This is a genomic window from Deltaproteobacteria bacterium (assembly GCA_021737785.1).
Taxonomy (GTDB): Bacteria; Desulfobacterota; DSM-4660; order Desulfatiglandales; family Desulfatiglandaceae; genus AUK324.
Genome location: JAIPDI010000001.1, coordinates 75,913 through 93,462 on the forward strand (window position 1 = coordinate 75,913; position 17,550 = coordinate 93,462).

At 54.0% G+C, this 17,550-nt stretch carries 16 protein-coding genes and 1 pseudogene; 13 read left to right on the forward strand and 4 right to left on the reverse strand.

What is annotated here, in order from left to right; genetic code table 11:
• Window positions 1-103: 103 nt before the first annotated feature.
• From K9N21_00380 to K9N21_00390, 3 genes and pseudogenes are all read right to left on the reverse strand, one after another.
• Window positions 104-1,282 (reverse strand): FprA family A-type flavoprotein, encoded by a 1,179-nt coding sequence (locus K9N21_00380; protein ID MCF8142353.1) that lies wholly within the window; start codon window positions 1,280-1,282, stop codon window positions 104-106.
• Between the two features lie 40 nt (window positions 1,283-1,322).
• A pseudogene (locus tag K9N21_00385) lies at window positions 1,323-1,607 on the reverse strand (HPP family protein).
• 128 nt (window positions 1,608-1,735) lie between these two features.
• Window positions 1,736-2,011 carry a winged helix-turn-helix domain-containing protein gene (locus K9N21_00390; GenBank protein ID MCF8142354.1) on the reverse strand — a complete coding sequence of 92 codons (276 nt, stop codon included), beginning with the start codon at window positions 2,009-2,011 and terminating at the stop codon, window positions 1,736-1,738.
• A gap of 516 nt (window positions 2,012-2,527) precedes the next feature.
• On the opposite strand from K9N21_00390, the gene K9N21_00395 reads away from it, so the two are divergent.
• The 6 genes from K9N21_00395 (at window position 2,528) to K9N21_00420 (ending at window position 7,758) form a co-directional block, all read left to right on the forward strand.
• The gene (locus K9N21_00395; GenBank protein MCF8142355.1) at window positions 2,528-2,872 is read left to right on the forward strand and encodes a hypothetical protein; all 345 of its coding nucleotides are present in this window, start codon (window positions 2,528-2,530) and stop codon (window positions 2,870-2,872) included.
• A 275-nt stretch (window positions 2,873-3,147) separates the two neighbouring features.
• The gene (locus K9N21_00400) at window positions 3,148-4,863 is read left to right on the forward strand and encodes an ArsB/NhaD family transporter (protein ID MCF8142356.1); all 1,716 of its coding nucleotides are present in this window, start codon (window positions 3,148-3,150) and stop codon (window positions 4,861-4,863) included.
• A gap of 78 nt (window positions 4,864-4,941) precedes the next feature.
• The gene (locus tag K9N21_00405; GenBank protein ID MCF8142357.1) at window positions 4,942-5,412 is read left to right on the forward strand and encodes a hypothetical protein; all 471 of its coding nucleotides are present in this window, start codon (window positions 4,942-4,944) and stop codon (window positions 5,410-5,412) included.
• A gap of 91 nt (window positions 5,413-5,503) precedes the next feature.
• Entirely contained in the window at window positions 5,504-6,256 is a 753-nt protein-coding gene (gene tatC, locus K9N21_00410; protein ID MCF8142358.1) for a twin-arginine translocase subunit TatC, read from the forward strand.
• An 88-nt stretch (window positions 6,257-6,344) separates the two neighbouring features.
• On the forward strand, window positions 6,345-7,397 hold the full coding sequence (gene secF / locus K9N21_00415; protein MCF8142359.1) for a protein translocase subunit SecF: 1,053 nt from the start codon (window positions 6,345-6,347) through the stop codon (window positions 7,395-7,397).
• Between the two features lie 67 nt (window positions 7,398-7,464).
• Complete coding sequence (locus K9N21_00420; GenBank protein MCF8142360.1) at window positions 7,465-7,758, forward strand: hypothetical protein; 294 nt, start codon at window positions 7,465-7,467, stop codon at window positions 7,756-7,758.
• 162 nt (window positions 7,759-7,920) lie between these two features.
• Here K9N21_00420 and K9N21_00425 read toward each other — a convergent pair whose 3' ends face one another.
• A complete protein-coding gene (locus K9N21_00425) occupies window positions 7,921-8,883 on the reverse strand; it encodes a calcium/sodium antiporter (GenBank protein MCF8142361.1) in 963 nt (320 codons plus the stop codon).
• A 389-nt stretch (window positions 8,884-9,272) separates the two neighbouring features.
• Here K9N21_00425 and K9N21_00430 point away from each other — a divergent pair, with 389 nt between their 5' ends.
• The 7 genes from K9N21_00430 to K9N21_00460 all read left to right on the forward strand — a co-directional run bounded on the left by K9N21_00430 (window position 9,273) and on the right by K9N21_00460 (window position 17,547).
• Window positions 9,273-10,823, forward strand: coding sequence for a HAMP domain-containing histidine kinase (locus K9N21_00430; protein MCF8142362.1), 1,551 nt, complete (start codon window positions 9,273-9,275; stop codon window positions 10,821-10,823).
• Window positions 10,792-12,120, forward strand: coding sequence for a sigma-54 dependent transcriptional regulator (locus K9N21_00435; GenBank protein ID MCF8142363.1), 1,329 nt, complete (start codon window positions 10,792-10,794; stop codon window positions 12,118-12,120). The genes K9N21_00430 and K9N21_00435 overlap by 32 nt, the downstream gene beginning before the upstream one ends.
• Before the next feature lie 267 nt (window positions 12,121-12,387).
• Window positions 12,388-14,220 carry a cell wall metabolism sensor histidine kinase WalK gene (locus K9N21_00440; protein MCF8142364.1) on the forward strand — a complete coding sequence of 611 codons (1,833 nt, stop codon included), beginning with the start codon at window positions 12,388-12,390 and terminating at the stop codon, window positions 14,218-14,220.
• A 9-nt stretch (window positions 14,221-14,229) separates the two neighbouring features.
• Entirely contained in the window at window positions 14,230-14,952 is a 723-nt protein-coding gene (locus K9N21_00445; protein ID MCF8142365.1) for a response regulator, read from the forward strand.
• Window positions 14,945-15,385, forward strand: a complete 441-nt coding sequence (locus tag K9N21_00450; GenBank protein ID MCF8142366.1) for a TrkA family potassium uptake protein — start codon at window positions 14,945-14,947, stop codon at window positions 15,383-15,385. The genes K9N21_00445 and K9N21_00450 overlap by 8 nt, the downstream gene beginning before the upstream one ends.
• Entirely contained in the window at window positions 15,382-16,044 is a 663-nt protein-coding gene (locus K9N21_00455) for a TrkA family potassium uptake protein (protein MCF8142367.1), read from the forward strand. The genes K9N21_00450 and K9N21_00455 overlap by 4 nt, the downstream gene beginning before the upstream one ends.
• 12 nt (window positions 16,045-16,056) lie before the next feature.
• Window positions 16,057-17,547: a TrkH family potassium uptake protein gene (locus K9N21_00460; GenBank protein MCF8142368.1), complete on the forward strand. Its 1,491-nt coding sequence runs from the start codon at window positions 16,057-16,059 to the stop codon at window positions 17,545-17,547.
• Window positions 17,548-17,550: the final 3 nt, after the last annotated feature.

Consider the following 17,550-nt stretch of genomic DNA (forward strand, 5'->3'; position numbering starts at 1 on the left):
GTGTCTCGGGCGGAAAAGAGGAGGGTAACCGGTACGTCGCTACGAGGCCGTGCGATGGGTGGGGTCTTTTGATTCGAAAGACATCAGACATCGCCGCCCCATGCTATGCGAAACCATTCTCCTTATGTTTCTGGGCAATAGCGCCGGCCAGCCGGTCCAAGGCCTCAAAATCCGTCTCAGAAGGCAACCCCTTGCACAATACCGGGTCCAGCACCTCCACCTTCAGGTTGGGGATCATGCCCGCGAGGGTCTCCACGGTCTTGCCGCCCCATCCGTAGGAGCCGATGATGGAGAGAAACTTCACCCCGGGTCTCAGGGCATTGGCCAGGAAGGTTGCATAGGCAGCCATTGGGTGAGGACCTGCCAGGACCGTTGAGGTACCCACCACCAGGGTCGCCGCATCCACCAGGGACATGGCCAGCTTGCCGATATCCGTGACCGGGAGGGAAAACAACTCCACGCGGACGCCCTTTTCCACCAACGCCGCGGTCAGGTAATCCACCATCACTTTGGTGCTCCCATGCATGGATACATAGGGAATGACGGCCAGGTTTTTAGGGGCGCCTGCCACCCACTCCTGATAGGCCTCCATGATCCAGGCAGGTTTGTCGAAGATCTGTCCATGGCTCGGGGCGATCATCCGGATGTCAACTTCCTTGAGCTTTTCCAGGTTTTTTCTGATGATGGTCCGAAACGGCATCATGATCTCGGCAAAATAGCGTTTGGCCGCCTCGTACACCCGGCCCCAATCGGTCACGAAGAGATCACTGGAAGCAATATGGGAGCCGAAGAAATCGCAGCTGAACAGGATGCGGTCTTCCTTCAGATAGGTCACCATGGTTTCGGGCCAGTGGACCCAGGGGGTGTGGATGAACTGGAGGGTCTTGTCTCCGAGGGAGAGGGCCTCCCCGTCTTTCACGGTGACAAAGGCGTCTTCAGGGATATTGAGCAGGTCCATGAGGAGGCCCTTGGCCTTCTCGGACGCCACCACCTTGGCCTGCGGGAATTGTTTAAGCACACGCGGAATGGTCCCGGAATGGTCCTGCTCCGCATGGTGGGAGACGATGTAATCGATGTTGCTTACGCCGGCCAGTTGCGCCATCAGTTCCTCGGCCATGGGCGGATCCACTGTGTCGAGCAAGGCGGTCTTGTCGCTCCCTTCAATCAGGTAGGCATTGTAGGTGGTCCCGTCCGGAAGGGGAATGAGAGAGTCAAAGAGGCGTCTGTCCCAGTCCAAAGCGCCCAGCCAATGAACATTTTCCACTATTTTTCTCTTTTTCATGATCAATTATCCTCCTTGGCTATGGGTGGTTTTTACCTGTTTACATCCAGAATTCGGGATAACGCCGGTTGGGCGCCACATTGTTCACCAACAAGGCGATGATCAGCATCACGAGCGCCCCCAGCCCGGCGGGGACGAACACATAGAGGTAGCCCAGTTGGTGGACGCTGTCGCCTCCGATAACGGCAATCAGCGCGGTGGCCCCGCCCGGCGGGTGCAGCGTTTTTGTCAGATGCATCAGGGCGATGGCGATGGAGACGGCAAGCGCCGCTGCCAGCCACGGGATGCCGCCTGCGAATTGAAAGGCGGCCACGCCGATCACGGACCGAAAATGGCAAGTGTGGCTCCAAAATGGAACTAGGGGACCAAGAATACCACCTTAAATCTCTGGACCCTTAAACCCATGAACGGTTACCATATTTTTTACACATATGGTCCGACGTTCCATAATTCCTAAGGCCCTGCGAGTAATGAAAGGAAATCCCTCACCGAGACATGATCAATGATTCTATGTCTTAACTTGGCGTTCTTGTTGACATTATAGGCGTTGCCCCTTCCTTCCCTTTTCCTCTTCACAAAACCATCCCTCTCCAACTCGGAAATAATCTTGTGAACGGTCCACTCCGTGACATTGACGGCTGAAGCGATTTCTCGAGCCGTGCTTTTGGGGTGCTTCGCAATATAGACAAGAACCAGACCGTGATTGGAGATAAAATTCCATTCCACCATGCAGATGCTCCCTCAGGTAACGATCCCTCAAAATGTTTCTTGACACCCTGAGAAGATCTCGTTAATATATGTGATAAATCTAATTTGTTTAAACATGCATGATAAGTCACATTAGTAATGCCTCTATTAAATTAAAAAAATGGTGTTCGAATGTCAAACGCTTTGTAGATAAAAGGAGATAGGCCATGTTAGAGACTCCCTTATGGTTTAAAATTGTGTTCGCTATCTGGCTCGTAGCCTTTATTTTCATACAGGCCGCTTGGGATCCCATTTGGGAATGGATAACACGGAAATTCAAATCTTTTATCAAGGGCCTCCATACCCGGCATCGGATCGGGAAAAAAACGGCCTGAGGAAATGACGTCATCCTAAAAGAGACTCAGGTGTTGGCGGAATAGGAATCTGGAACAAAGCAGATGAGGTGCCTTTGTTCTGGAGAACACATCTCCATCAATATCCGGTTGCCGGAATTGGTACATCTCACAGGTATTTTTTCGTCAACAAATAGGTTTCGCAATGGAAAAAACAACCCTCAACCTTTGGTATATCACCCACCTCCTCCTCATGGGCGTGGTCTTTTGCCTTTTCGTTTCCACAACGATGGCAGCGGATCGCGTCCATACTGTAAACCCGTCTGAAACCGAGGCCGTTGAAATGGCCACTGCCATGGGGGTTCCCGATATATCCGTGACGAGGGAATCCCCATGCCCTGGGGAGAACCTTTTTCCCTGCCCTCTGGCAAAAGAGACAACGAAAACCGGCAGCGACAATGCGCTTGAATTTAGAGATCGATATACGATCTGCTCGAAGACCGTTGATAAGGGGTGTTTGATTACAGGCCTGACCGAGACGAGGAAATAGAGCCAGTTCAGTCCCTGGAACTGGTGTATCCTCGGTCAAAAAGAATTTAAGGGACGTCTTTTCGTGGTGAGATTGGGGATCGCAAAATTTGCGATCCCCTTTTTTTGTGCGGCCGCGCGGTTCCCTGGACGCCATGCCCGGGGTTTGTGCGAAACGGCAGATTGGCTTTGACAGGTGACTCAGGTGACTCATCTGGGTGCAGCCCGCACTCAATCAACATCGGGAGGAACATCGGACCTATGGAATTACCATCGAAAACAGTCAAATTCATTGGTATGCGCATAGCGTTAATGGGAATCATTCTCATCTGTCTATCACCCTGCATCGCGATAGGGTCGCCTCAACGCTCCGGCCCGGCGGATATCCTGATCGTCACCGGGACCGTTACGAATGCCCAGGGCAAGGGGGTCAAAGAGGCCATAGTCGGATTGTTCGTCGACGGAAAGAGGGTGGAATTTGAACATGAACATGTAACGGAAAACCTTGGCACCTACAAGGCCGAAATTGTTTTGCCCCCAGGGACCCTTTCGATTGCCAAGGTTGCCGTGAGTGTAAGGAAGCCCTGTTACGAGGATTCGGGGCCAATGTCACTGGATACCATCGTCCAGGAAAAAAGCGATGGAAAAGGGTCCACGACCTATTTGGCCCATCAAAATGTGATGCTCAAAAGGACGATCGGACCGGCCTTCTGGATTGCAGCTTCCGTACTGGTCCTGGTTTATGCCCTGATCGCCTTCGAGCTGTTGCACCGGACCCTTTCGGCCCTCCTGGGGGCAGCAGCCCTCCTCGTTGTGAGTTATACGGCCGGGACATATCATCCCGGCTATCGAATCCTCACCTTTGAAGATGCGATCCACGCTATGGATATGAATGTCATCTTTCTTCTCATGGCCATGATGATGATCGTAGGGGTCTTGAGGAGAACCGGCCTCTTTCAGTGGATGGCCTTTCGATCCTATCAACTGGCACGCGGCAGCATTTTCGCCCTGTCCGTGATTCTGATGTTTGTGACCGCCTTTACATCGGCCTTTTTGGATAATGTGACCACAATGATCCTCATCATCCCGGTCACCATCAATATCGCATCGGTCCTCAAAATCAACCCACTGACCCTTCTCATGCCGGAGGTGTTTGCGTCCAACGTAGGCGGTACCGCGACTCTCATCGGAGACCCTCCCAACATTATGATCGGGTCCTATGCCCAGTTGAGCTTTCTCGATTTTGTTCAAAACCTGGCCATCATCTGTTTCATTTCACTGGCCGTGACCATGGTCTATTTCATCTACTGGTACAAAAAAGACTATTTGAAGGCCCAGGCCGTGGATGTTAAAAAAATGATCGGCGAATTGAAAGAGACCTACCGGATCACCGACAGGAAGCTCTTGTTCCAGTCCCTTCTGATGCTTGGCATCACCATCTTTCTCTTCATCATACACGGCGCCCTGCATATGGAGCCCAGCATCGCCGCCATGGCAGGGGCTGCAATACTCCTGGTGATCAGTCGGGTGAATATCGTCGAAATGCTTGAGCATGAGATCGAATGGCCCACCCTCGTCTTTTTTATGATGCTGTTTGTCATCGTGGCCGGTGCTGAAGAAACAGGCCTGATCCAGATCATTGCTGACTGGGTCAATCATATGTCCAGAGGGTCCATTGTGGTAGCCATTGTCATGATCCTCTGGGTATCGGCTCTGGCTTCGGCCATTATCGACAACATCCCATTCACTGCAACCATGCTTCCCATCGTGGCCTATCTGAACCAGGTTGTACCCGGAGCCGAAAGCGGAATCTTGTGGTGGGCCTTGGCCCTGGGGGCCTGCCTCGGCGGCAATGGGACCATGATCGGGGCCAGCGCCAATGTGGTCACGGTTGGCATTGCCGAAACCCAAGGTTACCGGATTACCTTTATGAAATATATGAAAACCGCCTTTGTTCCCATGATCATCACTATTGTTCTTTGCACCATCTGGCTGTTGGTGGTGATGAGATAAGCAGAGCTTGTCAATTGGTTGGATAAAAGCATTCCCGTGGGACGACCCCGGGAGTATGACAAAAAGAAAGGAGATTCCATGAAAACGTTTATTAAATGTTCGTTGCCTGCGCTTTTTTTAATGGCCGCTCCGGTCCTGGCCGGGGATTTCCTAAGTGCACCGGTCCGCTCGGGAGGGCAAACCTTTCGGAGCGACAAGTCATTATTGGAGATGCACTATCACCTTCCTCAGGAAGAGATCATCCAATTTTACAGGGATGCCCTGAAGAACCAGGAGGATCTGGTGTACAAGGATCGTGGGGAAAGCCTGGAAATTGAGGATCATGGCAAACGGGCCTGGCACAAGATCGTGATCGAAACAACGGAGAAGGGGGAACTTGCCGTAACCATTACCAAGGATAGCTGGACCTGGATTATGGGAACCCTGGCCATCCGGTTTGTTGGGGTTTTCGTGGTCCTGCTGATTGTATATCTGGGTATGGGCGCATCCACGTGGATCATAACCCGTTCCGTAAAGGCCGTGGAGGCCAAGGGCGGAGGAAAGGCCTGAGCCAGGGCAGGCATGCCCTGAGAAGAGTCCTAAGGAACAGGCCGATGCGTCAGGTTGGGGCCTTGGGGCGGGAAAAGGAGACATACATCCATTGGACAGAGATGCGATTCTGAAAAGCCTTGAGGGCGTCCGCACCCGAATGGTCATCTGCGTGGCGATCGTGGGATTGGGGTTTGCTGGGGCCTACTCCTTTAGTGAAACCATCGTGACATTCTTGATGCGGCCCATGACCCGCGTCTTGCCGGCCGGAGAAACGCCTGTCTATACATGGCTCCCGGAGGCCTTCTTCTGTCATCTCAAGGCAGCGCTCGGCGTGGGATTCTTGCTGGCCCTGCCTGCCGTTCTATATGCGATCTGGTCCTTTTTCGCGCCTCACCACGGCATAAAGGGAAAGCTGCCGTCTCTGCTGGTGGTCGGCCTGGCGACCCTTCTTTTTATTGCAGGCGCCTGCTTCTGCTATTTTCTTGTCATGCCCTTTGCCTTTAAATATCTGATCGGCCTTGCCCCTGAGTCGGTCCGTGCTCTGCCCAGGATGGGGGAATATTTCGGGCTGGCATGCTGGCTATTGTTTGCCTTTGGCGCCATCTTCGAGCTTCCTTTGCTCGTCAGCATCCTGTCCCGCGCGGGGATCGTAACCCCCGCCTTTCTTCAAAAAAACAGGAAATATGCCTTCCTCATGAGTTTTGTTTTAGCGGCCTTTCTCACCCCGACCCCCGATGTGTTTAATCAGTTGCTGATGGCGGGACCCTTAGTGATCCTGTATGAACTGGGAATCCTTGGTGCGCGCATTTTTGTTCCGAAGAAGCCGACTGATCTGGTGCCGGCCCTGAAGGTTCCTGTCTGAAACGGTACAGGAATACAATCAGTACGCGATTGATCCTGATAAGCATAAGAAACCCTTTGTTAGCTGTAACGGAGAGAGAGTGAAACCAATGGAACTTGTCAGACCTGGAATGAATATCGATTTTGTAGGCAAACGAAACTGGGCCTACAGCGTCTCTTTGCTGATGATTGTTGTCACTATTGTCCTCTTTATTTGGAGGGGCGGTCCGAACTATGGCGTGGATTTTGCCGGGGGAACGGTCGTCCAATTCAAACTGGGGAAGAAACAAGCCGTCTCTGAAATAAGGGAAGCACTCAACCGCTTTTATATAGAGGGGACTCACATCCAGGAATTCGAGGAGGAGGGCCAGGCGGAATATCTCATACGGATAGGGAAAGGAAGCGAAGTAGCGGGAATCGGGGAAAAGGTAGAGGAGGCCCTTGAGGCAGCGTTTGGTAAAGGGGGATTGGAGATCAGACGTGTCGAGAGCGTCGGTCCTCAGGTGAGCGAAGATCTGAGGGAGAAGGCGCTCTTTGCCATCTTCTATTCCATCCTTTTCATGGCGGTATACATATCGGGCCGCTTTGAAATGAAATGGACGATGAGCGTGGTTATGGCCCTTTCCCTCTGCGCCGTCACCTATGCAGCCCTCCGAATGGGGATGAGTGTGACCTGGCTCATCGTCATTGCGTTGCTGGTCACCTTAATCCTGTGCTGGCTGCTGAATTTGAAATACGCACTCGGCGCCATCATTGCGCTCATACACGATGTGGCGATCACCCTGGGCGCATTCGCACTTACCGACCGGGAGTTCTCTCTCACCACCATCGCCGCGCTCCTCACCATCGTGGGGTATTCTCTGAATGATACGATCATCATATTTGACAGGATCCGGGAGAATCTCCGGCGCACTCGAAGGCAGAATCTGGCTAAACTGATCAATGACAGCGTCAATCAAACCCTGAGCAGAACCCTGATTACCTCTGGCACGACCCTGATAGTCGTGGTAGCGTTGTTTATTTTTGGCGGCAACGTGATCCATGATTTCGCTTTTGCCCTGATGGTGGGATTCGTGGTGGGAACCTATTCGACCATATACGTGGCCAGCCCAATTCTGCTGCTCTTTGAGAAGAAGAAGCAGATGGCTGAAACATTGAAATAGATGGTTGAAGTGGAATGGATGATATGAACGGTTTCATTTGCGGAAAAGGAGATTGCATAATGTTAGGATGAAAAAACAAATTCTTTCGGAAAAGAAGAAGGCAATTGCAGACATAGAACAACTTGCTCCGGGAAAAAGCCTTATCTACCGGTTGCCAACAGTTTATCACAGTGCTATAGGTGCGTTTGCGATTGTTGAACTGAATCAGGATTTTCCCAAGAATGGTGGGAAATATATTGTCAGTACAGACATGGCAGAGAATGGCAACCCGAAAGGCGAAAAGATGCGTCGCTGGGATACCAATAAGACCAAGCGAATCATAGACTGGCTCAAGGATAAAGGTGCCACTCCGTTCAATTGATGCCCATGGGGCTTTTTCATGATACGTTTTCGGCAATGATCTGCTCCTAACGGATTGAGGCATTCGCTATTCCATGCTTCCAGTATCCCTGGATTATAAATCCAAGGCCGGCCGACGTGTTGCTTTTAAGGCATTGGGCGGCTATCCACAGAATTCTTTGCATTAAGAAAGGGGGGCGGATCCCAACAGATAAAAAATATATCCCCCATATGCTGTCAACAGGATCGCCCCCTCCCACCGGTTGAGGCGAAACCCGCTGCGGGCCATGGGAAGCACCAGGATCGCGACGCCCAGCATCACGCCCATGTCGATCATGCGAATGCCCCCCATTTCGATGGGATGGACGAGCGAGGTTACGCCAAGAATACAAAGGATATTAAAGATGTTGGAGCCCACCACATTCCCGACGGCGATGTCCCCTTCTTTCTTGAGGGCCGCCATCATGGAAGTGGCCAGCTCCGGCAGGCTGGTGCCCAGGGCCACGATGGTCAACCCGATAAAGGCCTCACTGACGCCAAGGTTTCTGGCCAGGGAAACCGCCCCTGTCAGAAAGAATTGGGCGCCCGCCATCAGGAGGCCCAACCCCCCTGCCACAAAGAGGAGGCTGACCCATACCCTGCCCACGGGGGCCTCCGAGGTCGTCGGCCCGGATGGATCCCCGTCGAGGCCTCCCTTCTCTTTTCGAGCCAGGTAAAGGCTGGCGCCCATATAGACCAGAATCCCCAAAAAGAGACAGGCGCCTTCAAAACGACCGATGCGTCCGTCCAGGAGAAGAACAGTCAGGAGGATGGAGATGAGGATCATGATGGGGATCTGCAGCCGAACCACCTGCGCATCGATCCGAAGGGGCTGGATGACGGCCGAGATGCCCAGGATAAGCGCGATATTGCAGATATTGGAGCCTGCCACGTTTCCCAGAGAAATCCCATAAAGCCCGTCGAGGGCGGCCTTGACGCTCACCACCAGCTCGGGCGTGCTGGTGCCGAATGCCACCACCGTCAATCCGATCACGAGTCGGCTCAGACCCAGTTGAAGGGCCAGGGCTACGCTCCCGCGCACCAACCCCTCTGCGCCAAGGTAAAGACCGAAAATCCCGCCCGATAAAAAGAGAAATGACTGAAACATCCGTACCTCCATATAGTCAAGGTTTGAGACCACTATTGTTCAAAACAGACGCATTCCCAGTGAAGACCAAAAGTCTCCCCTGACAGCCGGGCATCGATTTATCTCTTTAGTCTCGGAAAAGGCTGAGCCATTAAGCCCTTTATACCACAGATTCTCCTATATCTTGTCCTGTATTTGAACCCAAAGGTGTAAAACCAGCAAAAAGCGGTTAGGATCACGTCTCCAACAAATGCGATTTGGTCTGGATGCTTACACCTTCTTTTGGAGTGCGGCCTGTTCCATTTGCGTCCGGACCCGGCATGTGGTAATTTGCTCTCGAAACCGGCCATATGTTGATCACGGCTATTGAAGATGAATGACTTCCTTCATATCTTATGGGGTTGACCAAGTTGAAACAAAAGAAAAATGGGCCCATCCGGCACTCCATAAGGTTCAAAATTTTCCTTGTGAGCCTGGTGCCGACCATTGCCTTGCTGATGGCCGCGCTTCTCAATAATCAATACTTGAACTCGCTGGGGGAGAGTGCTGAGCAGATTCTGTCCAAGAACTACAAGAGCATTCGCGCCGCTCAAGAAGCGCGAAAGACTCTGGAAGAGATACGAAACCTGCTCCTGGAGCAGGTCCCACGGGATCAAAAAACGATTATTGTTCCTTTGGAAACCCTTCGGAAGTTGTCCTCCAATCTCAACATCTGCCGGGAAAATATCACAGAGGAGGGAGAGCGTGAGCTGATCGATCGTTTATTCGACAGCTATCGTCGATATCAAGCGCTTGCTCGTTCCCTCGTTGAAGCAACCGGCCCTCTTTGGCCCAGTGACCGTTTTACGGGCTTTCTCAAATTGACGGCCGGGATGGTGACCCTCATCGATGATCTGGTCGCCGTCAATGAAGGGGCTATGGAGCGTGCAGAGCAGGAGACTCGCCTTCTGGCACGCCGGGCACAACGGAACGCTGCCGTGCTGTTCGGCATCATCATTACGGCCATATTGGCCTTGAGCTATTTTTTGTCTTACCGTATCGCCAAGCCCATCATGATTCTCGCCCGTGAGCTTTCAAAGACGAAGGAGGGGGCCGGCAGCTACCCCATGATTCCTTCGCGAACCAATGACGAGATCGGGTTCTTGACGGAATCCTTCAACCGCCTGTTCAGCCGCCTGGAACAATACGACCATCATCGCGATGACATCATCGCCGCCGAGAGGGAAAAGGTCCGCCGAAGCGAGGAGGCCAAAGGACGGTTTATTGCCGAGATCTCTCATCAGCTCAAAACGCCGATGACATCACTTGCCATGAGTGTGGGCATGCTTTACAGCCGGGGCCAAGGACTGGATGCCAAGAAAAAGGCCACACTGGTTTCCACAGCCCATGACGATTGCACGCGGTTGACCGCGTTGATCAATGAGCTTGTGGATATATCCCGCCTTGAGACCCTGTCGCGACCGCGACCCAAAGAGACCCTTGACATCGGCCTGGTTGTCCGGGAATGCCTGGCCCCGCTGATGAAACAGGCTGAAAGCAGGGGCATTTCTATTGAGATCGACATGCCGGACAACCTGCCGAAAATGACGATCGATTCTTTCCGGTTTCCTTGGGTGCTAACGAATCTGGTGGGGAATGCCCTCCGATATACGGATCGCGGTGGTCGGATCATACTGAAGGTCTTTATTGAGGGATCGCGTTTTTATTTTCAGTGTAACGACACCGGCAGCGGCATCGATCCAGAATTTCTTCCCCATATCTTTGATCGGTTCGCCCAGTTTTCGGAACGCGGCAAAAGCGGCACCATCGGGCTCGGACTGGCGATCGTAAAAGACATCATCGAACAGCACGGCGGCGACGTCCAGGTTCAGAGCAAGGTGGGGGAAGGGACGACATTTACGTTCTGGATACCGGCTTTTAAGGAGGAAAATGGTGAAAAAAACGCTGATCATCGACGATGACCGCAACATCCTGACCACCCTGGAGATGTATCTCGAAAATATGGGTTTCGATGTGGTTACGGCGACCTCGGGTGAAGCGGGACTTCAGAGTCTTCGAAGCGACCCCCCGGACCTGGTGCTGCTGGATATGAAACTGCCGGATCGCAACGGGTTGGAAGTGCTGAAAGAAATCGTTGCCAGCGGCATCAAGACCCAGGTGCTGATGATCACCGCCTATGCCACCATAGAGACCGCGGTTCGTGCCGTCAAAATGGGCGCATTCGACTATATTCCCAAACCATTTGCCCCGGATCAACTGGATCTTGTCTTGGAAAGGCTGAAGCGGTTTCAGAACATGGAGGTGGAGATCGCCACCCTCAAGGGCATCTTCTCAGAGGGGGGCATCCTGACGCGCAACCCCAGGATGCGAAAGATTCTGCAGACAGCGCGTCAGGCGGCCGATTCAGAGGCCATTGTTTTGATCAGCGGAGAAAGCGGCACCGGAAAAGGCCTTCTGGCGCGCTTGATTCACGACTGGAGCCCACGCTCGGGTCGGCCCCTGGTTACGGTCGATTGCGCGGCCCTGCATGAGAATTTGCTTGAAAGCGATCTGTTCGGCCATGTCAAAGGGGCATTCACCGGCGCTCTGCGCGATAAGGCGGGCAAGCTTCAACTGGCCGAGGGCGGCACGGTTTTTCTGGACGAAGTTTCGGAGATACCGACAGCGGTTCAGGGAAAGCTCCTCCGTTTCATACAACATCGCGAGTACGAACGGGTGGGCGACCCCAGGCCGCACACCGTGGACGTGCGCATCATCGCTGCGACCAACAAGGATCTGGAAGAGATGGTTCATGAAGGGGCGTTTAGAGAAGACCTCTATTTCCGCCTCAACGTGCTGGAACTCTTTCTCCCCCCCTTGCGGGATCGACCTGAAGATATCCAACTCCTTGCCGAGCACTATCTGCAGCGATCAGCCCGCCTGAACCATAAGGCGATCCAGGGCATCACCGCCGAAGCCATGCAACGGCTCCAGAGCTATCCCTGGCCCGGGAATGTCCGCGAACTGATCAACACCATCGAACGTTCCGTGATTATGGCGCATGACATGGAACTCAAGCTCACCGACCTGTCTTCAAACATTGCGAATTTCAATCCCAACGCCCTTGCTGATGCTTCTTTACAGAGTCTGACCGACATGGAAAAACGGCACATTCAGAAGGTGATCCTCCATTCTCCTTCCCTTGAAGAGGCCGCCAGGGTGCTGGGCATCGACCCGGCCACCTTGTGGCGCAAGCGCAAAAAATACAATCTGGATTGAGCCTTGCAAGTTGCAATCCGCTTTTCGTGCAAAATTCAAGGTAACCTTCGTCATCGTCCCACAAGCCTCAGGCTAACATCACCATTTCCCATGCAATTCCAATAAGATCGAATTAAGGGCATCCTTTTTGCTTTCCGCAGAGACTATGCAGATTCCCCTATGCCTGTCCTCATTCATAAGCCGAATTAAGCGCAGCGATGGATCTGCATGCATTTCTGTTCGTTCTAACATTGATGGCTGCGGAGAGCGACGGCGGGACCGTGTCCAATGACGTTAAAGAAAAAAATTCTCATCGGATATGGCGTTTCCTTTGCCCTCATGGGTCTTGTGGTCGCATGGGCCGTTACGAACCTGGTATCTCTGGGCAAGGCCACCGACGCCATCCTGAGCGAAAACTACCGGAGCATTCTTGCCGCCGAAAACATGGTGGATGCACTGGAACGGCAGGACAGCGGCATTCTGCTCATGTTCCTGGGTGATACAGAAAAAGGGATCGCTCAATTCCGTGAAAACGAGGCGGTCTTCCTGGGGTGGTTTGCCCGCGCCGAGGACAACATCACGATTGCCGGCGAGGCGGAGCTTGTCCAGTCTATTGCGGCTGATTACGCGACCTATCGGCAACATTTTTCCGCCTTGACCGATTTGCGCGTTGCGGAAAACCCGCCCTTGCGGCCCGCCAATTATCAGGAAACGGCCTACCCCCTGTTCGCTAAAGTGCGAGAGGTGTGTATTCAGCTGCGTAATCTTAACGAGGAGACCATGTACTCCGCCAGCGTGCGGGCCGGCAAGGTGGCCAATCGCGCCATCTGGTCCACGGTGATCGTGGCGGCGTCGGCACTGATCGTGGCGTTAATGTTCAGCTTGTATCTCGCGGAGCGGATCGTCCGTCCGATCCGGCGTTTCATGGAGGCATCCAGGCAGATCTCCTCGGGCGATTATGCTGTTCAGGTGCCCGTGGAAACCGGTGACGAACTGGGCCGTCTGGCCGGCGAGTTCAACCAGATGGCCTCCCAGCTTGGCCGGTACCACGAGATGAACATCGAACAGATCGTCTCGCAGAAGAACAAGGGGGACGCGATCCTTTCCAGTATCGAGGATGGTCTGGTGGTCTTCGACACCGGCCTCAAGATGACGGACATCAATCCGGCCGCACGCCGGATGCTGGACTTGGAATTCGCCGAGGCCCCGACCCTGGCGTGCGCGGACATCCTGCCCACTCCCGATGTGTGCGAGATAATTCGAGAGACCGTCGAAACGGGGATGCATCCCAATATCCCCGAGGAGCAGCGGATCATTACCCTGCCTGAGGGAGATCGGTCGCGGCACTATCTATATTCCGTGGCCGCGATTCGCGGAAGGGATCGCACCCTGTCCGGCATCGTGCTCCTGCTCAGGGACGTCACTCGTTTAAAGGAAGTGGAAAGGCTCAAAAGTGACTTTGTTATGGCTGCCTCTCATGAGCTGCGCACACCGCTGACCAGTCTGGGCATGAGTGTGGATCTGCTCCTCGAACACGCAGCCCAAGCTCTTGGCGAGAAGGATCGGGACCTTCTCCGGGCGGCTCACGAAGAAGTCCACCGCATGAAGGCACTCGTCAATGATCTGCTTGACCTCTCAAAAATCGAGGCGGGCAGGATCGAACTGGAGTTCGAAAGTGTTCCGGTCCCCACCTTGTTTGGGCACGTTGAAGCGGTTTTCAAAAGTCAGACGGACATGAAACAAGTTTCGCTGACATCAGAGCCTACCGAAGAGTTGCCCAAGGTTCGCGCGGATGCCAACAAAATAACATGGGTATTGACCAATCTGATTTCAAATGCTCTGCGATACGTGAGCAAAGGCGGCCACATACGTCTCTCAGCACACAGGATCGGGCCTCACGTTCACCTCTCCGTGCGAGATGATGGGCCGGGAATCTCTCCTGAGTACCAGTCCAGGATATTTCAGAAATTCATCCAGATTAAGGGTCAAGAAGCGGGTGGGACGGGTTTAGGCCTGGCCATCTGCAAGGAGATCGTTCGCGCCCACGGAGGCGCGATTTGGGTCGAATCGTCCGCAGGTCAGGGAAGCACCTTCACATTCACCCTGCCGGTGGCCCAATAGGAGGAACACATGGAAAAGAAACCCATTCTGGTCGTTGACGACGAGAAGAACATCCGTCTTACCATGTCGCAGTCATTGGAGCCGCTGGGTATTCCAATCCAGACGGCCGTGAATGGCGAGGAAGCGCTTCGGAAGCTCCGCGAAACTCCGTTCGGCTTGGTGTTTTTGGATTTGAAGATGCCAGGGATAGACGGGATGGAGGTCCTTCGGCAAATCAAGGACGACTGGCCCAAAATCCGGGTGATCATCATCACTGCACACGGGACGATTGAATCCGCGGTTGAGGCCATGAAACTCGGCGCGGTGGACTTCATTCAGAAGCCTTTCAACCCCGGTGAGATTCGAGAGTTGGCCACCCAAGTGCTCCAGCGCGAGGCGCTGAGTGAAGAGAACGCTGTCGATTACCTTTCGTTGATCGAGCTCACCAAGCGCCACATCTCGGATCGTGGATTTTCAGCCGCCCGTGAAACGGCGCGAAAGGCCATAGCGGCGAACCCGGCTAAGCCGGAGGCATACAACCTTCTCGGGGCGTTGCTTGAAATCAAGGGTGATTGGCTGGAGGCCCAGAAGTTTTACCGGGCGGCCTTGGATATCGACCCCACGTTCAAACCGGCCTCTGCGAACCTGAACCGGACCACGTCCTGGAATAAATTCGGCGGGATCGATCTCGGGCCGGACAAGAAAGCCACGGATTCAAGGGACGACAACGCCGAAGAGGGCTCGAATGAGTAATAACCGCTACATCGTGATCGTAGGCTGCGGCCGGCTTGGCTCTCATCTGGCCAACCACCTCAGTCGCGCCGGAAATTCGGTAGTGGTAATCGATAGGGACGAGCCGACTTTCAACGACCTGTCGCCCGATTTCAGCGGCTTTCGAGTTCACGGGGACGCCACCCAGATGGCCGTGCTCAGGGAGGCCAAGGTCAAGAATGCGGATGTTCTGATTGCCACGACACACGAGGATAACGTCAATTTGATGGTGGCCCAGGTGGCCCGGGGGATTTTCAGTGTTCCCCATGTATTGGCCAGGGTTTTCGACCCCAAGAGAGAGGAAGTCTACGCGCAATTGGGCATTGATACCATATGCCCGACTTCCGTGGCCGCAAAGATGTTCCTTCGGGCCGTTGCCGATGGCGCCGCCGAACGGGAAGGCGCACAATCATGAAGATTCTCATCGTCGGAGGCGGTAAAACGCTCTATTTTCTTAGCCGGAATTTTGCAGCGCGGGGATATCAGGTCGTCATCATCAACCGGAACCGGGAAGAATGTGTCCAGTTGGCCCGCCAACTGTCCGCCACGGTGGTTTGCGGAGACGGCAGCGATGCCGGGATTCTCAAGGAAGCCGGCGCAATGGGGGCCGACGCCATACTCGCCATCACGCCGAACGACCAGGATAATCTGGTTATCTGTCAACTGGCCTCCCTCAAATTCGGTGTTCCCAGGACCGTGGCCCTGGCAAACGACCCCGACAACGCCGAGGTGTTCGAAAAGCTGGGGGTCTCGGGCTTTTCCACAACCCGCATCGTCGGGAGTCTGATTGAGCAGCGGGCGTCGCTGGAACAGATCACCAATTTGCTGCCCGTGGGCGAAGGCCGGGTGAATGTAACGGAGATCGTGCTCGATGACGATTCTCCCGTCGCAGGGAAATTGCTAAGGGATATCGACCTGCCTGAAAACGCCTTGGTGGCCGTCGTGATCCGCGACAACAGGCCGATCGTCCCCCGTGGAGCCAATGACCTGTTGGCAGGCGACCGCGTGGTCCTGATTACGCTGCCGGAAAACCATGGCCCGGTGCTCAAGGCGTTCACCGGCGAACGGATTTAGAGGGGCCGGGCCTTGCGAGAGAAACAATACCTTAAACAGCGCTATGCCGCGATCATTTCCTCCGTCGGCATGATCCTGCTTCTATCCAGCGCCGTGATGTTGACCCCACTTCTGATTCTCCTATCGCATCCCGGGGAGGCCGATCACGCATGGGCCTTTGGTCTGCCCTCGGCCTCCCTTTTTCTCTTAGGAATTGCCTTGTGGAAGGCATTTCGTTCCCCGCTCAACATCACGCTCACTGTTCAGGAGGGCGGCATCATCGTTTTGTTGAGCTGGATCATCGTCATCCTCTTTTCAGCATGGCCGTTTGCATCCGCTTTGGGTCTCCCCTATTCACGGGCACTATTTGAATCGGTAAGCGGATGGACCACCACCGGACTCTCGGTCGTGGACGTCACCAGCGCAGGCAAGATGATTCTGATCTGGAGAAGCATCATCCAATTGGCCGGCGGAGCAGGGTTGGCCATCCTCATGATGTCGGCCATCGTCGGTCCCGTTGGTGTCGGTATCTCGAGCGCGGAGGGCCGAAGCGACCAGCTCGTGCCGCATGTCCGGCAGTCGGCCCGGTTGGTTCTGATCATCTATGGCTGCTACGCCCTTGCCGGAACCTTTGCCTACTGGATGGCGGGCATGTCGCCTTTTGACGCGGTCAACCATTCCTTCGCAGTTGTGTCCACGGGCGGATTTTCCACGCGAGTGGAGAGTATCGGATACTGGGACTCAACTGCCATCGAGGCCGTGACCCTGCCGCTGATGATTCTCGGTAGTTTAAGCTTTGTCACCGCATGGTTGCTGTGGCGCGGCAAGCTGCGCATGGTTACGCGAAACGGCGAGGTGCGCCTGCTGGTTGTGCTCATTCCTTTATCGGCCGCGGCCATTTTCCTCCTGACGAGCCACACGCTCTACCTACAGCTCGGGAAATCAATCCGAGTCGCTGTTTTCGAGACAGTGACGGCTATAACCACCACGGGATTTTCAACCGTAAGCTACGGCAATTGGAATGCCTTTGGTATGTTCCTGTTGATCATTCTGATGCTGATTGGCGGCGGAACGTGTTCAACGGCCGGCGGTATCAAGCAGTTTCGTGTTTATCTATTGTGGAAGATGCTCTACTGGGAAATCAAGCGCTACCTCATGCCCCGCACCACGGTTTTGGAACGTCCCATGTGGGAGGGGAACAGGCGTGTTTTTGTGGATGACGCCAGGATTCGCCAGGTGATGGTTTTTATCTTCTTGTATTTGGCGACCTACGTATTCGGAGTCATGATCTTATGCGCTTGCGGCTACAGTCTTGGAGATTCTCTCTTCGAATTCGCTTCTGCTATCGGAACGGTTGGACTTTCGGTTGGCGTCACCACCGCCCAAATGCCGGATGCCGCCTTATGGACCGAAACCATTGCCATGTTTCTCGGGCGACTTGAGTTCATTGTGGTGCTCGTCAGTCTACTTAAGATCGGCGGGGACGGTCGGCGAATGTTGGCGCGGACACCAAAGGAAAAATGATGT

What these genes read in the sequence shown, in the direction of transcription:
- K9N21_00405 (MCF8142357.1), top strand. Translation starts at nt 4,942, where the DNA reads ATGAAAACGTTTATTAAATGTTCGTTGCCTGCGCTTTTTTTAATGGCC.
- K9N21_00390 (MCF8142354.1), bottom strand. Translation starts at nt 2,011, where the DNA reads ATGGTGGAATGGAATTTTATCTCCAATCACGGTCTGGTTCTTGTCTAT.
- secF (MCF8142359.1), top strand. Translation starts at nt 6,345, where the DNA reads ATGGAACTTGTCAGACCTGGAATGAATATCGATTTTGTAGGCAAACGA.
- K9N21_00420 (MCF8142360.1), top strand. Translation starts at nt 7,465, where the DNA reads ATGAAAAAACAAATTCTTTCGGAAAAGAAGAAGGCAATTGCAGACATA.
- K9N21_00380 (MCF8142353.1), bottom strand. Translation starts at nt 1,282, where the DNA reads ATGAAAAAGAGAAAAATAGTGGAAAATGTTCATTGGCTGGGCGCTTTG.
- K9N21_00455 (MCF8142367.1), top strand. Translation starts at nt 15,382, where the DNA reads ATGAAGATTCTCATCGTCGGAGGCGGTAAAACGCTCTATTTTCTTAGC.
- K9N21_00395 (MCF8142355.1), top strand. Translation starts at nt 2,528, where the DNA reads ATGGAAAAAACAACCCTCAACCTTTGGTATATCACCCACCTCCTCCTC.
- K9N21_00450 (MCF8142366.1), top strand. Translation starts at nt 14,945, where the DNA reads ATGAGTAATAACCGCTACATCGTGATCGTAGGCTGCGGCCGGCTTGGC.
- K9N21_00445 (MCF8142365.1), top strand. Translation starts at nt 14,230, where the DNA reads ATGGAAAAGAAACCCATTCTGGTCGTTGACGACGAGAAGAACATCCGT.
- K9N21_00435 (MCF8142363.1), top strand. Translation starts at nt 10,792, where the DNA reads ATGGTGAAAAAAACGCTGATCATCGACGATGACCGCAACATCCTGACC.
- K9N21_00425 (MCF8142361.1), bottom strand. Translation starts at nt 8,883, where the DNA reads ATGTTTCAGTCATTTCTCTTTTTATCGGGCGGGATTTTCGGTCTTTAC.
- K9N21_00440 (MCF8142364.1), top strand. Translation starts at nt 12,388, where the DNA reads ATGACGTTAAAGAAAAAAATTCTCATCGGATATGGCGTTTCCTTTGCC.
- K9N21_00400 (MCF8142356.1), top strand. Translation starts at nt 3,148, where the DNA reads ATGCGCATAGCGTTAATGGGAATCATTCTCATCTGTCTATCACCCTGC.